Origin of the sequence: Bifidobacterium catulorum (assembly GCF_003129925.1) — a bacterium.
GTDB lineage: Bacteria > Actinomycetota > Actinomycetes > Actinomycetales > Bifidobacteriaceae > Galliscardovia > Galliscardovia catulorum.
Window position 1 is genome coordinate 1 of sequence record NZ_QFFN01000039.1, and the last position, 16040, is coordinate 16040.

The following is a 16040-nucleotide window of genomic DNA, read 5'->3' on the forward strand; positions in this document are numbered from 1 at the left end:
GCCAGGGGGGGGCGGGCGCAGTTCACTCTGGGGTGCTCCCCTCAGTCTCACTTCGTTCGACAGCTCCCCTCCGTTGGGAGGGGAGCCGGTTGCTGAGTCCCCTGTCCGGTTGGCTCCCCGCGGGGATGGGGAGCCGGTTGCTGAGGCCTCCATCCGATCGGCTCCCCCGCGGGGCGGGGGAGCTGGCCGCCGTGAGGCGGACTGAGGGGGTTTGTCTGGTGTGTGGAGCCGCGTTGTGTTTGGCGGTGTTGTTCTTGGGTGCTCCCCTCAGTCTCACTTCGTTCGACAGCTCCCCTCCGTCGGGAGGGGAGCCGGTTGCTGAAGTCGGTCCTATTGGGTTCCCTCGAAAGGCCGGGAGGGGAGCCGGTTGCTCAGGCCCCTGTCCGGTTGGCTCCCCGCGGGGATGGGGAGCCGGTTGCGCAGGCCCCGTCCGGTTGCTCAGGCCCCATCCGGTTGCTCAGGCCCCATCCGATCGGCTTCCTATGTGAAAACTTGAGTCATATTCGCTCAAGTTTTTGGAATAAAAACCTTGATGGCTTGGTTGTTTGTAACAGATACATCGTTTACGACATTGGAGGACATCATGGAACAGAACTTCACAAGGATGACCCAGGAGGCTCTGGGGGACGCCATCCAAAGCGCTTCGGCGGCCGGCAACGCGCAAGTCGAGACCCTGCATGTGGTCGACGCGCTGCTGCGCCAGGAGAACGGCGTGACGCCGGGCCTGATCCAGGCGGCGGGCGGCGACCCCAAGCAGGTCGGCGCCGCCGTGCGCAACGCGCTGGTCGCCCTGCCGAGCGCCAGCGGATCTAGCACATCGCAGCCGCAGGCCAGCCGCCAGCTCACCGCCGCGCTCGCCGAGGCCGAGAAGGAGATGAAGCAGATGGGCGACGAATACGTCTCCACCGAACATCTGCTCATCGGCATCGCCGTCGGACCGAACGAATCCGCCGACATCCTCAGGCAGGCCGGCGTGACGCCGGAGGCGCTGCGCAAGGCGGTGCCCGGCATCCGCGGCGGCCGCAAGGTCGACAGCCCCGACGCCGAAGGCAGCTACAAGGCGTTGGAGAAGTACTCCACCGACCTGACCGCCCGCGCGAAGGAAGGCAAGCTCGACCCGGTCATCGGCCGCGATCAGGAGATCCGCCGCGTGATTCAGATTCTCAGCCGCCGCACCAAGAACAACCCGGTGCTGATCGGCGAGCCCGGCGTCGGCAAGACCGCCGTCGTCGAAGGCCTCGCGCAGCGCATCGTCGCCGGCGACGTGCCCACCACCCTGCAGAACAAGAAGCTCATCAGCCTCGACATGGGTTCCATGGTGGCCGGCTCCAAGTACCGTGGCGAATTCGAGGAGCGTCTGAAGAGCGTGCTCGACGAGATCAAGAACGCCGACGGCCAGATCATCACGTTCATCGATGAGATCCACACCATCGTGGGAGCGGGCGCCGCCGAAGGCTCCATGGACGCCGGCAACATGCTCAAGCCCATGCTGGCCCGCGGCGAACTCCGCCTGATCGGCGCGACCACGCTCGACGAATACCGCGAGAACATCGAGAAGGACCCGGCCCTTGAACGCCGCTTCCAGCAGGTGTTCGTGGGCGAGCCGTCCGTGGAAGACACCGTCGCCATCCTGCGCGGCCTCAAGCAGCGTTACGAGGCCCACCACAAGGTGACCATCGGCGACGACGCGCTCGTGGCCGCCGCCACCCTGTCCAACCGGTACATCTCCGGCCGTCAGCTGCCCGACAAGGCCATCGATCTGGTCGACGAGGCGGCCGCGCACCTGCGCATGGAACTCGACTCCCAGCCCGAGGAGATCGACGAACTGCAGCGCAGGGTCACGCGTCTCGAAATGGAGGAGATGCAGCTGAAGAAGGCCGAGGACCCCGCCAGCAAGGAGCGCCTGGAGAAGATCCAGACCGAACTCGCCGACTCGCGTGAGAAGCTCAGCGGACTCAAGGCCCGTTGGGACGCCGAGAAGGCCGGTCACAACAAGGTCGGCGACCTGCGTGCCAAGCTCGACGACCTGCGCGTCGAAGCCGACAAGGCCACCCGCGAAGGCGACCTCGCCAAGGCGTCGAAGATCCTGTACGGCGAGATTCCCGCCATCCAGAAGGAGCTCGCCGCCGCGGAAAGCGCCGACGCCGAGTCGAACGCCGACGTCGGCAAGAAGCCCGAGCCCATGGTCCCCGACCATGTGGACGCCGACTCCGTCGCCGAAATCGTCTCCGACTGGACCGGCATCCCCGTCGGCCGCCTCATGCAGGGCGAGAACGAGAAGCTCCTCCACATGGAGGACTACCTCGGCAAGCGCGTGATCGGCCAGAAGGAGGCCATCACGGCCGTGGCCGACGCCGTGCGTCGTTCGCGCGCCGGCATCAGCGACCCGAACCGCCCCACCGGCTCGTTCCTGTTCCTCGGCCCCACCGGCGTGGGCAAGACCGAGCTGGCCAAGGCGCTCGCCGACTTCCTGTTCGACGACGAGAAGGCCATGGTGCGCATCGACATGTCCGAGTACATGGAGAAGGCCAGCGTCTCGCGTCTGATCGGCGCGGCGCCGGGTTATGTCGGCTACGAGGAGGGCGGTCAGCTCACCGAGGCCGTGCGTCGTCGTCCGTACTCCGTCGTGCTGTTCGACGAGGTCGAGAAGGCCAACCCCGAGGTCTTCGACGTGCTGCTGCAGGTGCTTGACGACGGTCGTCTGACCGATGGCCAGGGCCGGACCGTGGACTTCAAGAACACGATCCTCATCATGACCTCCAACCTCGGTTCCCAGTTCCTCGTGAACGAGGACATGGACGCCGACGCCAAGAAGAAGGCCGTGATGGACGCCGTGCATATGAACTTCAAGCCGGAGTTCCTCAACCGTCTCGACGAGATCGTGATGTTCCACCCGCTCACACGCGAGGAGTTGGGCGGCATCGTGAACATCCAGGTCAAGCAGGTCGCCGCCCGTCTGAGCGACCGCCGGATCACGCTCGACGTGACCGACGCGGCGCGCGAATGGCTGGCGGATACCGGCTACGACCCGGCGTATGGTGCCCGTCCGCTGCGTCGTCTGGTCCAGACCGAGGTCGGCGACCAGCTGGCCCGTATGCTGTTGTCCGGCCGCGTTCACGACGGCGACACCGTGCTCGTCGACCAGACAGGCGGCGAGCATCTGGAGCTCAACGACATGCCCGAGGACCCGCTCGCCGGCCATCCCGCCGACGATCCGGACGTCACCGTGACCGACGTCAAGGCCGACTGACGCACCCGGCGAACCGCTCGCCGATTCGGCTCCCCTCAGTCCGCCTGCGGCGGCCAGCTCCCCTCGGTCCCGAGGGGAGCCGATTGCTGAGTCTCCCTCCATCCAATCGGCTCCCCTCAAGGCTGAGGGGAGCTGTCGGCAGAGCCGACTGAGGGGAGTTGGTGTGAGCCGAGAAGCGGCGGCGGATTGGCGGGTCCGGGTGTTCGGATTCACGAATCCGCCTTGCTGTTGCGACCGCCTGTCTGAACCCCCGATTTGCATCCTTCGGATTTGATGCGATGACGGCAAATCGAGGATTGCCGGTTTGCGATTTGTGCGGTGCGGAAGTTGGGGGCGTACCGTGGGCGCACGTCCGTACCCTCGAAGTCGACGTGACGCATGACGTCCTCCATCGTTCGGCGACGATGCGAAACTACGTAAAAACGCGCGAAAATTTTTATAACAAAATGATAACAATCTCGACATGTCAGGAATCGTCGAAGTCGACGGGGTGATTGGTGACGACGTAGGAGGAAATTCCCTATGAACGCTCAGAAATCGGGGGGGGGGTGGACGTATTTGTTAAGAGGGTGAATTAATCGACTTGTCGGACATCTGACCTGGTTTGTGTGTTATCCCTAACGCGACGTCATGAAAAGGGGGTAGTTTAGATGGTGTCGTCGTGTTTGCGGCCATATCATTGCTGAAGCTGGCCGAAGAGCGAGCATCGTCGCTCCGAAGCGTGAAATGAAGACGGGATTGCGGGATTGATAGTGAAGAACATGAACAACGGGTCCGGCCGGCGGAACGGATATTCGCCGTGCGTGCCACGGGTCATCAGCAAGCTCTTTGGGGCATCGCGTCGTCATGGACTGAGGTCGATGGCGGCCGTGATCGCGGCCATCTCCATGCTCGGCATCGGCGTCCCCGCGGCGGGTGCCGCCGGGAACGCCGCATCCCCCAGCCCGACGACGTCCGCATCGTCCGAACCATCGTCGTCACCGTCTTCGTCGTCGTCACCGTCATCGTCTTCATCATCATCGTCGACGACGCCGAACGGCGCCGGCACGAAGACCGCCGAGCCGTCGCCCAGCGCCGGTGACGCCACGACTCCGAAGAGTGAGACATCCGACACACCGACGTCCACCCCTACGCCAGGCACCAGAAGTCGCGCCGCGGCAGTGCCTGCGGCGGCCGGCGGCTGCGCCACGGTGACCTCGTGGGCCGACCTGACGGCGTGTATCGACAACGCCGCTGACAACGCCGCGACCGCAGTCGTCATCACCTCGTCAGTCACGGCTGACGTCGGTAAAACCATCACTATCGACAACGGCAAGACCATCGTTATCACGTCCAAGGTCTCCCCGGCCGCCGGCAAGTCGCTCACCACCGCCACAGGCGATAAATCCGGATCGCTGTTCGATGTGAAGAATGGTTCCACGCTGACGTTCGGTACAAGGAACGACGACGATTCATTCACCTACGGCGGTACCGAAACCGCGAAGGCCACCCGTCGTCTCGCGACCGTGGAGAACGGTGCCGGACTCAACCTCAACGGCGGCACATACGAGTACATCACAGTGTTCGACGCGGCACAGAAAATCAATAGCAACGATGCCACGGCAGTGATCGCCGTGAGCGCGGGCGGCACAATCACCGTGGAGAGTGGCCTGTTCCAGAACAATCGTTCCAGGAACGGAGACACCGACCAGTCCCCGTTCTATACCGGGCTGTTCAATCAGACCGCTGGCGGCAGCATCGTCATCAACGGCGGCGACTTCAGAAACAACGTCGGCATTCGAGGTTCTGTCATTTCCAGCGATAATGGAGCATCCTCCATCGTCATCAACGGCGGTACGTTCGAGAACAACGCCACCAACTTCGCTGGCGGTGTGATCTTCCAGCGCAGTGCCAGCGGGACCATCACGATCAAGGGTGACGCCAGATTCGTCGGCAATGTATCGGGCACGGATGGCGGCGTCATCAACCACAATGGCACGTTGAAGATCGCCGGCGGTACGTTTGAGAACAATGTGGCCAAGGGCAATGGCGGCGGAGCGATTTTCCAATCCGGCAATGAGGGGACTGGCTCTGCGGAGACCGAGATCACTGGTGCCGCTGAAGGAGCGGTGAAGTTCGTGAACAACCGTCATATGTTGCCCAACTGCGGTCTGGGTGATGATGGCATCGGCACCGACAGTGCGGACGGCAAGTCCGGATGCAATGCCAATACCGGTACCGGTGGCGGTGGCGGTGCCATTCATACGGACGGAGGCACGCTGAAAATCGTCGGCGGCGTAACCTTCGACGGCAATCGAAGCAATGCGACCGGCTGGATGGTCGGCGGCGGCGCCATCTACGCATGGGGTACGCTGTGGGTGCTCAACAGTGACGACAGCGTCAAGCCGCAGTTCACCGGCAACTGGTCCACCGTCGGCGCCGACTCCCCGTATATGCCCGACGGCAAGACCGTTCCCAACGGCGGTGCAGGAGGAGCCATCTTCCTGCAGGAGAAGGACTCAGGCTCGTCGCTCGCCTACATCATGGGCGGCAACTATGAGAAGAACGTCTCCGGATATCTCGGCGGTTCCATCTATACCGAGGAGCACACCACCGCTTATGTGGGCAAGGCGCTGATGACGGATAACTCCGCAGGCCACTTCGGTGGTGGTCTGTGGCTATGCCCCTCCGGCAATGCCAAGGCGTCCGAGGGAGGTAACGCCGCAATCTACGGCAATGCAATCGATGAAACCATCGATGCCAACAGTGCCAATCTGGAATCCAAGGCGGGGTTCGGTACCACGGCCGGCGACGATTTCGCCATGATGAACCCTTCCGGCAAGGCCATGTCAAAGCAGACCCAGTTTACGGTGATGAGACAGTGGTTCAGCGATCGTGCCGCCAAAGCCGTGGACTGGTATTGGGATGGAACGCCGCAGACCCAAAGCAACGGCTTCGCGGATGAATATCAGGTGAAGGCCGGATCCACGTTTTCGGGTGCACTGAAGCGAGGCGCCGAAGCACTGAAGACGAATAAGAGGGATGCTTCGTTCCCTCAGCGTTACTCAAAAGCTGAAGGCGAGATGCTCTCTGCGGACGGTAGTGCAAAGCCGCTGGAATTGTTCCTCGACAGCAGCAAAGGCAATAACGCTGAGAAAGCCGACGGTCTTGACGCCAAGACGGGCAACCCTACGTTGACCCTGTACACCGGCGTCGGCTTCAAGGCCATACGGACTGCCGATGCCGACACCGCCAAGACCGAGAACAGTGCGTCGATGACGCTGAAGAACAATCAGGCCCGCCTCTCCGGTGGCGCGTTCGGCAGCAACGGCGTCGTGATGTTCTCCACGCCGTACGGCGTCTCATGGTCGAAGGTCAGCAAGGCCAAGGGCGAGGCCGAGGCCAAGAAGGATAATCAGGACGCGAATAATTATCTGCTGAAGAACTCGGCATGGAAGCTCACCACCACGGACGGCGGGCCGCTCATGGAATCCATGAGACCGGCCGCATGCCGCGCCTCCGACGAAGAGCGTGAGGAAAGCACCACCTCACCCTGCTGGACGCTGGACGCCGACGGCAAGACCTGGGTGCTGCCGTATGCGGCGGACAACGGGCCGCTCGACACGAATCCGACCTCCGGTCGCATCAACCTCGACAATCTCGCGCCCGGCACTTACCGACTCACCGAGGTCTCCGCGCCCCACGGATACAAGGGCACGACCAACGTCTACGAGTTCACCATCGAACTGCCGAAACCCAACGTGGTGCCCGACGACCCGAAGATCACGCTCATTGGCCATCTCGATGCGAACGGCAAACTCGTCGCCGACAGCAGCGACGGCAACGGCGACATGATCGGCGGCCTCAAAGCCGACCCGTACGCCATCGGCAACGTTCCGGCCACGGGACGTGCCGCATGGGGCAAGTTCTCCGTATGGGCCAACGGCGACAGCACCAACCAGGAGAAGCCACTCGGCGGGTCGGAATGGAAGGTCACGCTCACCAAGGACGCCAGCGGCAAAGAGGTGACGAACGGCACGACGTACGCCATCACCGACTGTACGAAGGACTGTCCGAGCGACAATACAGCGCTGAAGGGGCAGGACACCGACGCCGGCATCGGCGACCTGTCGATCAAACTCGACGTCGGCACCTATAAGCTCATCGAGACCAAGGCCCCCGACGGCTACTGGCTGCCCGACAGCACCAGGGTCTTCTACACATTCACCGTGAACGCCGCGGCGAACGGTCAGGAGACCGAACTGCACGATGCCAACAACAAGCCCATCGACAACCGTGTGGAGAACACGCCCCGCTCGGTGTCGTGGCGCAAGATCTCCGGGGCGGACGTCGCCGACCCGGCCACGGCGCAATCGCTCGTCGGATCCGAATGGACGGTGCAGCAGACCAAAGATGCCTCGGGAAACCCGGTGACGAATGCCCCGTACAAGGTCGTCGATAGCAAGTGCGGCACCAAGGACCGCCTGGACACGTCGAACACCGAACCCGGCGCCGATGGCAAGGGCGGTGTCTACACGGACCGCGACGTCGCGGGCGGGCAGATTACCATCGCCGAACTCGGTCTGGGCACCTACGTGCTGCGCGAGACCAAGGCGCCGTTCGGCTACAAGCTGCCCGACAACAAGGACAACGCATATACGTTCACCATCACGGATACCGACTACAAAGACGGCGTGCAGAAGATGATCCAGGTCAACGGCAACAACGTGGTCCCGGGAACGGCGACCGGCGCGAATGCGGGGCCGGCGGCCATCAAGAACTATCCGACGCCTGTCGCCATGCTGCCGTTCACCGGCGGGTCCGCGCTGGACTGGCTGATGCTGGGCGGCGGAATCGCGGTGGTGGCCGCGGCGCTGGGATTCGGCGTCAACGAGTATCGCAGGCGCAGGGCCGCGATGATGTAGCGGTCCGCATAACGAATCGTTCATCGCAAACCACGACTTACCCAACATAACTGAACACACGTAACCGAACACGCTTGCGGATCGCGGAACGCCGGACGTCGACGACGGACGGGCTCCGGCTTCCGCGAACCCAACACACAGTAGGAACAAGAAAGAAGGGTTCTCATGAGGATGAGAAAACTGTTCGCCGGACTCGCCGCAGCCGCAACGCTGCTCAGCGGCCTCGCTCTAGGAGCCACCGCGAATGCGGCCGATGCGGGGCGTACCCTGCCGTTCGCGTCGCTGGCCCAGGCCCAGGGGCAGGTTGACGATCAGGGCAAGGTGACCGCGAACGCCACGTTCACGTTCACCGCCGACGACGCCAGCCAGTGGGGCAAGAACAATAATCGCGTCATCGAGGCGTACAAGCTGGCCGACTACTACCAGTACGTCGACGCTGGCGCAGGCACCCCCCCGACGACCCAAAGGGCGCCGTGTTCGGCGTGCAGACCGTCGACGCCGCCAAGGACGGCGTGAGGGCCGGTCTAACCACCGCGCTGGACGGCGTCGCGGCCAACGCCAACGATCACCACAAGGACGCGAACGGCAAGATTGCCGTTCCGACCGATACAACCGATCTGCTGGCCTGGGCTCTGCAGTACGGTTACCTCGACCAGTCCGCCACCAAGCCGTGGACCAAGACCGACGGCTCCAACCCCGCCACAGACAGCACCACCCGCAAGTTCGCCGACGCGCTGAACACCGACGCGAACCGCGCGAATCTGGGAACACCGACGACGCTGAGCGTTGCGGCCCAGAATCTGACCATCGCCCAGGACGGCAAGTCTGCCAGCGCGTCCCTGCCGGCCGGCATCTACCTGTTCCTCGACGTGACCAAGGCCGACGCCGTGAACCCCACGCCGAACCACATCCAGGACGGCACCGAGAACGACGCCGCCACGTCAGGCAAGGTCGTCGTCAACTCCGCCCCGATCGTGCTCGCATCCGGCGACCTGACCGCCGACGGTGGCGTCAACTACCTGTACCCGCTCGCCGACACCACGGTGGCCTTCAAGAACCACGTGACCCCGGTTACCAAGACCGTGGACGACACCGACAAGACCGTCTCCACCGGCGAGACCGTGCGCTACACGCTGAAGACCACGCTGCCGCTCACCACCGGCTATGATGCTAAGACCTACGTCTTCGACCTTACCGATTACCCGGGCAAGGGCCAGACCGTGAACCTCGATGGTTTTGATGGGGCCAACGCGGAAGGCGGCGCCGCCGACGCCGGCGCCTACGACGTGAAGGTGTACGACACCAACGCCGACGGCTCCCTGAAGGACAACGACCCGAACACGGACGGCGTGCAGCCGCTGAAGACCCTCGCCGAAGGCACCGACTTCGATCTCACCACCTCCGCCGCCAACAACGGCAAGGAGATCGTCGGGGCGGAGAACAAGGCCGCCAACTTCAAGCTGAACTTCAGCAAGCTCATCCAGTCCAAGGACTACAACACGACCCCGCTGTGGGGCAAGACCGTGGTCGTCACCTACGCCGCCAAGATCACCGGCGTGCAAGGCGACGTTCCCAACACCGTCGAGGTGAACGACAACAACGCCGTCGCCCAGCATGGCACCAAGCTCACGCTCGGCGGCTTCTCCTTCACCAAGACCGACGCACAGGGCAACGCCGACGCCAGCATCAACGGCGCCACCTTCACCATCGAGGCGGACGCCGACACCACCGACAACAAGGCCGTGACCCCTGCCGAGCCCGACCGTACGAACGCCGATCTGGTGAACAAGTACGACAAGGACGGCGACAAGTCCGTGTCCGACGAGGAGCTCAATCACGTGGACGATCCGTGGACCGGCGCAGGCGTCAACGAATCCGACTCCCGCGTGGTTGACGCCAAGAACGGCATCGTGACGTTCACCGGTCTGGCCGACGGCGTGTACACCGTCACCGAGACCAAGGCCCCGAACGGCTACCTCGGCGATGCCTACTACGTGAAGTTCAAGGTCACCATCAAGAACGGCAAGGCCGTGTACTTCGACGGCATCGACAAGTGGGGTCTCGCCCCCAACAGCGATGACAACACGCAGAACGGCACCGAAATCACCGATTATGAGGTGAAGAACGTGCGCAACATCACCGAACTGCCGAAGACCGGTGCCGCGGGCATCATGTTCTTCACGGTGGTCGGACTGCTGCTGGCGGGTGCCGCGGGCACCATCTACCTCAAGTCCCGCCGCGCAAGCCGCGCGCTCCACGCGTAAACGGAACCGAATCCCATCACGCGCATGAAGGCAATGGCCCACGATCGCATCGGTCGTGGGCCATTGCCGAACCCGCACCCATTTCGAACAACCACACACGATCCATCTCCCCAAAGGAAGGCGAACCGACGCAATGACGGACGGAACACAGGAGTTCACGCCATCGGAGATCGAATACCTTGAGTCGCTGCCCGCGGTCGAACGGGTCTCCCACAACCGCATCCGATATACCGAGGCGTTCAAACGAGACTGCATGCGACGCTACGCCATGGGGGAGTCTCCGTCTCGGATCTTCCGCAACGCGGGCCTCGACTCCAGGCTCATCGGCTACAAACGCATCGAACGCGCCATCAGCCGGTGGCATCGCAACATGGTCAAGGAGTCCGAACGGTCGAGGGCGGAACACGACCGGGGGAGGTGCCCCGGCCGTCCGCGGCCGTCGGGCGCGTCCGTCCGCCCGACCGTCGCCTGCACGGACGAGAGGGGCCATGTCCACGTCATCCCCATACCGGACGTCCTGCCGATTTCCATGACGCGGTCGAACGATGCCGTCCGCGCCGCGGACAAGGAAGGGGTCATGGCGACGGGGGAAACGTTCGGCGTGACGTCGAACGACGACCGGTCCGATCCCGCGGCGGACGTCCAATCCGCGCAGCTGCGACGCATCGCCGTCCTGGAACGGAAGATCGAATGTCTGCGCAGCCATATCGACTCCCTGGAAGCCCGGCTCGACTCCCTTGCCGTCAAATAACACCGTCAAATATAACAAAACGGTAACAGGTGTAAAGAAAATGTGCATGCAAGGGTATCGGAAGGCGTTGTCGGAGAAAAGGTTTTCGTTTGTCAAACGTCATAGGGGGCAAGGGTTTCGCGACGGTTCGTTCGGGTGTTGAACGAACCGTCATGGCCCCGTAGTCGGCTGTAGGAAATCAAACCCCTACAAAAGGTTGGAAATATGGGGGTGTGAACGTTTTGCACCCTCGAATTCGGTAATAAATTCATAAATAAGAGCAGGTGAAATGGCCTGTGCATCCGGACTCTGCGAAAACGAGAAAATGTCTTTTGTGAAGGTCCGGCGCAGGCTTCATGGCTCGAAAACCCAGAGAACACCACAAGATTGGAAGGGTATTGTGAACCTCACCATAGATGCAGTAGGACGGAACGCCCGCCGCAGGCCGGGCACACGCGCCGTCGCGCTGCTTGCCTCGCTGTTCACGCTGGCGACGATGGGCATCGCGGCCGGGACGATGAACGTGCCGACCGCCTCTGCCGGACAGGCCCCGGACAATCGGGGAATCTGCAAGACGTACGCCACCGAACCCACTATGATCACCACCGCCTATCACACGTCGCCGGAACTGCCCTGCACGATCGGCGGCAAGAACGTGACCTGGAGCGCCATCGCATGGAGCCGCAACCAATACAAGACGCCGTTCTCCACCGTGACCGCCAGCGGATACACGACCGACGACGCCGGTGCCAAGACCGTCGTCTCCATCCCGGTCGAAGTGCTGCCGGCCAACGTGCGATACTTCATCGACTCCGGCACCAACGGCGCGGAAACCGATGAATTCAAGACCGTCAAAGCCTCGAACCCCGATCTGCTCAACGACAAGACCGATCAGGTCTCCGCCGACGCGAACACGTGGGGATACGCGGCCTCCGATGCGGTGAAGGTCAAGGGCGGCGCCAACGCCAACGACAAATACGACACCGGTCTGTACGGTCCCGTCGTCTACCGGCTGCCGCTGAAGGCCGGCAAATACTCGCTTGACGCCGGGTTCAAAGGCTGGTGGGGCAACGCCGGTAACGCCACGCAGACCGTCTCCGTCGACGGCACCCAGCTGGCGACGAACTCCACATACGTGGGCGCCAACGCCAACGCCGGTGCCGCCAAACTCGACTTCACACTCGACAAGGACTCCACCGTGGAATACACGGTCGGAGGACTCGGACGCGTCTCATGGCTGGCGGTCTCCGACCAGTACGACCTGCCCAAGGTGTACGTCGCCTACGGCCTCGAATACAGCAAGACGCCGACCAACGACCAGGCCGACGCCTACTGGCGCATCGTGAACGCCGCCGACGCCGCCGTGGACCGCTGGAACACATGGAGCAACGAGAACCCCGACAAGGCCGCAGACCCGCACTACTTCACCGCGTACTACAACCCCGGCATCCCCACCGCACAGACCAACCCCGACTACGCCCTGGGCGGCCACGGATACGCCGGCTGGGGCCCGGGCACCACGGGACGCATCGGCTGGGGCGGAAACCGTGTATACATGGTCGAAGGCACCGCGCTGCATGAGATCGGCCACCTGTTCGGCTCCGGATACTACAACTACGGCAACTACTGCGTCGGCGGCGTCTGGAAGGGGCCGAACGGCATCGCCGCACTCAAGAGCTTCGGCACCGGCGAGACGCTCAGCTGCGGCGGCGTGCACATGTGGCCCTATGGCAACAACTACGCAACCGAATGGAACGGACTCAACGCGGCCGACTACGAGACCCACATGAACCGGGCCGTGGCCATGTTCAACGGCATGAGCCGCGACGCCGAAAACCCCGCCCCGTACTTCACCGTACGCACCGTGGGTGAGGCCACCCAGTACAGCGACTACGACCAGACCATCCGTGTGGCCGGCCAGTCCAACCAAGGTAATCCCATCACGGTGACGCTCGCCGACGGCAAGCTGCCGGCAGGTGTGGAACTCGACCCCACCGACCGCGCCGCCAACGGCACCCCGAATGGCACCGACGACAGGATGTACATCCACATCAAGGGACGCCCGACCGAAGCCGGAACCTTCAAGTTCACGCTGAAGGCCGCCAACCGGAACAAGCCCGACGACACCGCCGAATACACGCTCGTCGTCAAGCCGGCGGCCGCGCCTGTGACCGCCGTGACGGTGTCTGGCGACGCCACGATCGAGACCGGTAAGACCTCGCAGCTGACAGCCAAGGTGGAGCCGGCCGACGCGACCGACGCCACCGTGACATGGCAATCCTCCAACGAGGACGTGGCGACCGTCGACCAGAAGGGTTTTGTGACCGCCAAGAAGGCCGGCACGGCGACGATCACCGCCACGTCGAAGGCCGTTCCGACGGTCTCCGGCAAGCTGGACATCACCGTGAGCGACCCGGCCACGACGCCGACGGTGGACAAGACGGCGCTGAAGGCCAAGGTGGACGCCACGCCCGACGCGACGAACCGGAGCAAATACACGGTCGGCTCCTGGCGCGGATATGCCGCCGCTCGGACCAAGGCCCAGAACGTGCTGGACGACGCTAATGCCACGCAGGCTCAGGTGAACCATGCACTGGCCACGCTGACCAACGCCGCCAACCGACTCCGTCTGCGGTAGGACTGGCGCGGTCCGGGCCGCTCCGGGCCGCTCAGGCCCCCTCAGTCAGGCTGCGCCTGACAGCTCCCCCACCATTCGTGGGGGAGCCTTTTGCTGATTGGCGGCTTGGCCGTCGGCGCCCCGCGTGGCGGGGAGCGGGCGGCGGAGCCGACTGAGGGGAGTCGAGGCCCTACAGGGCCGGGGCGGCGGTAGAGTGGAGTCATGACCCAAGACAACGCATCCGGATTCCGCAAGACCGGTCCTGCCGACCTGCGCGACGGCGCGGCCACTCCCGCCGGTGCGGGCACCGCCCCATCCCCCGACGACTCCCTTTCCGACGACTTCTTCGACGCCAGGGACCTGCTGCGCCGCATGCTGGTCAAGGAGGTCGACGGCAAGCCGTTCAGCGAGCTTTCCTCCGTGGCCTTCGATCATCAGGGCGCGGGACTCATCGGCCATACCCTGCTCGACGTCATCGAGGAGCAGGGCTACGGCCTCGACGACTTCGACGCGGTCGGCGCGTTGACTGCCGCCGCCGTGCCGCTCGCCTGCGCGATGGTGCATGCGGCGGCCTCCCGCGGTCAGGACCTCGACGCGTTTGTCATGGACTTCGTCTATCCGAGCATCAAGGGCCCGAGCATCAACGGCAAGCGGGTGATTCTGCTCGACTCGTGGCTGAGCGAGAAATCCTACGTGCAGACGTCATCCTTGGTCACGTTGCGCAACGGCAACGAGCTGAGCCTCGACTTCGGCGTCGTGAAGAACGAGGGCGCGCAGATCCTCGCCGTGGCGTCGCTCATCGGCGGCGTCGACATGACCGAACCGGTCATCAAGGTAGTCAACCCCGTAAACGGCGACATCCATGAGCTGCCGTTCATCGAGGTGTTCAAGGAATCCGAGCTACGTGGCTGATCAAATCTTCATTTCCGGGGCCATTGCGTTTTGGGCCCGGGCCTGACTCCGGCTTCCGGAGTGAGCACCGATGGCATCGAAAGTATGCGTGCCGTAATTCCAACGGCCATATTTCGCATATCGGCATCCAACACTCCGGAACAGAGAGATAGGTGTCGCCATATGATGCGTAGCGAGAATCAGGGAGTAGCAAGAAACCCATGAGAGAACCCAATCCGATCACACGGGCCGCACTGGCCTCCGACGAGCCGGCATTCCGCGAGGTGGGCGTGGGGCCGTGGGCCGAAACGCATCCCGGCAGGCCACGCCCCGACGACTTCGGCGACCCCGCCAACTTCGACGCCCGCTACGACCGCGAACTGCTCGACAACGGCGACCGCCGCAACGTACTCGACAAATACCGCTATTGGAAGGTCTCGGCCATCAAGGCCGACCTCGACCGGCAGGGACGGCACCCGTTCGAAGTGGCCATCGAGAACTGGACGCACGACTTCAACATCGGCTCGATGGTGCGCACCGCCAACGCGTTCGCCGCCGCGCGTGTGCACATCGTCGGCCCGCACAAGTGGAACCGCAAGGGTGCGCTGATGACCGAGCTGTACCAGCACATCACGCATCATCCGACCATCGCCGACCTTGTGGCCGACTGGCGACGCCGCATCGCCGCCGAGATCGCCGCGGCCGAAGCCGCAGCCGACTCGGCCGCACGCCGCAACGACTACGTGGCCACGGCGCGGCACCAGGCCGAGGCCGACGGGCTGCGCGGCGCGAAGATCGTCGCCATGGACATCATCCCCGGCGCGGTGCCGATGGAGACCTATCGGTTCCCCGAGCGTTGCCTGCTGCTGTTCGGCGCCGAGGGGCCGGGACTGAGCGAGAAGGCGCTCGAACTCGCCGACGACGTGGTGTACATCTCCCAATTCGGTTCGGTGCGGTCGATTAACGCGGGTGCGGCTGCCGCCGTCTCCATGCACGCTTGGATCGCCCAGCACGCAAAGGTGGGTGGCGCGGCCGTCTGAGGGGTCTTGGATTGGTGGGGGCATCTCCCCTCAGTCGGCTTCGCCGACAGCTCCCCTCAGGGAGGGGAGCCGATTGGTTGGGCGGTTCATCCATTCGGCCTCCGGTGTCGAGGGGAGCTGGCTGGTTGGGTTGTTCCATCCATTCGGCTCCCCTCGGGATCGAGGGGAGCTGGCCGTCGTAGGCGGTCTGAGGGGAGTCGTCCCCAATGGCTTGTTTCTCCCGATGCGGGGGCGCTGGGTGTTGAGGGGTCTTGGATTGGTGGGGGTATCTCCCCTCAGTCGGCTTCGCCGACAGCTCCCCTCCGGGAGGGGAGCCGGATGGGCGGGTCGTTCCATCCATTCTG

At 63.8% G+C, this 16040-nt stretch carries 9 protein-coding genes; 8 read left to right on the forward strand and 1 reads right to left on the reverse strand.

What is annotated here, in order from left to right; translation table 11 throughout:
• Positions 1 to 583: 583 nt before the first annotated feature.
• A complete protein-coding gene (clpB, locus tag DF200_RS09395; RefSeq protein WP_109138015.1) occupies positions 584 to 3250 on the forward strand; it encodes an ATP-dependent chaperone ClpB in 2667 nt (888 codons plus the stop codon).
• Between the two features lie 844 nt (positions 3251 to 4094).
• Here the strand turns inward: clpB and DF200_RS09400 are convergent.
• On the reverse strand, positions 4095 to 4364 hold the full coding sequence (locus DF200_RS09400; RefSeq protein ID WP_109138016.1) for a hypothetical protein: 270 nt from the start codon (positions 4362 to 4364) through the stop codon (positions 4095 to 4097).
• Positions 4365 to 4410: 46 nt separating this feature from the next.
• Here DF200_RS09400 and DF200_RS09405 point away from each other — a divergent pair, with 46 nt between their 5' ends.
• The 7 genes from DF200_RS09405 (at position 4411) to DF200_RS09435 (ending at position 15696) form a co-directional block, all read left to right on the forward strand.
• The gene (locus DF200_RS09405) at positions 4411 to 8154 is read left to right on the forward strand and encodes a SpaA isopeptide-forming pilin-related protein (protein WP_109138017.1); all 3744 of its coding nucleotides are present in this window, start codon (positions 4411 to 4413) and stop codon (positions 8152 to 8154) included.
• 165 nt (positions 8155 to 8319) lie between these two features.
• Positions 8320 to 8670 (forward strand): hypothetical protein, encoded by a 351-nt coding sequence (locus tag DF200_RS09410; protein WP_109138018.1) that lies wholly within the window; start codon positions 8320 to 8322, stop codon positions 8668 to 8670.
• On the forward strand, positions 8628 to 10418 hold the full coding sequence (locus DF200_RS09415; RefSeq protein WP_109138019.1) for a SpaA isopeptide-forming pilin-related protein: 1791 nt from the start codon (positions 8628 to 8630) through the stop codon (positions 10416 to 10418). The genes DF200_RS09410 and DF200_RS09415 overlap by 43 nt, the downstream gene beginning before the upstream one ends.
• A gap of 133 nt (positions 10419 to 10551) precedes the next feature.
• Positions 10552 to 11169, forward strand: coding sequence for a hypothetical protein (locus DF200_RS09420; protein WP_109138020.1), 618 nt, complete (start codon positions 10552 to 10554; stop codon positions 11167 to 11169).
• A 379-nt stretch (positions 11170 to 11548) separates the two neighbouring features.
• The gene (locus tag DF200_RS09425) at positions 11549 to 13786 is read left to right on the forward strand and encodes an Ig-like domain-containing protein (RefSeq protein ID WP_146192062.1); all 2238 of its coding nucleotides are present in this window, start codon (positions 11549 to 11551) and stop codon (positions 13784 to 13786) included.
• A 201-nt stretch (positions 13787 to 13987) separates the two neighbouring features.
• Positions 13988 to 14677: an orotate phosphoribosyltransferase gene (locus DF200_RS09430; RefSeq protein ID WP_109138022.1), complete on the forward strand. Its 690-nt coding sequence runs from the start codon at positions 13988 to 13990 to the stop codon at positions 14675 to 14677.
• Positions 14678 to 14877: 200 nt separating this feature from the next.
• Positions 14878 to 15696, forward strand: coding sequence for a TrmH family RNA methyltransferase (locus tag DF200_RS09435; RefSeq protein ID WP_109138023.1), 819 nt, complete (start codon positions 14878 to 14880; stop codon positions 15694 to 15696).
• Positions 15697 to 16040: the final 344 nt, after the last annotated feature.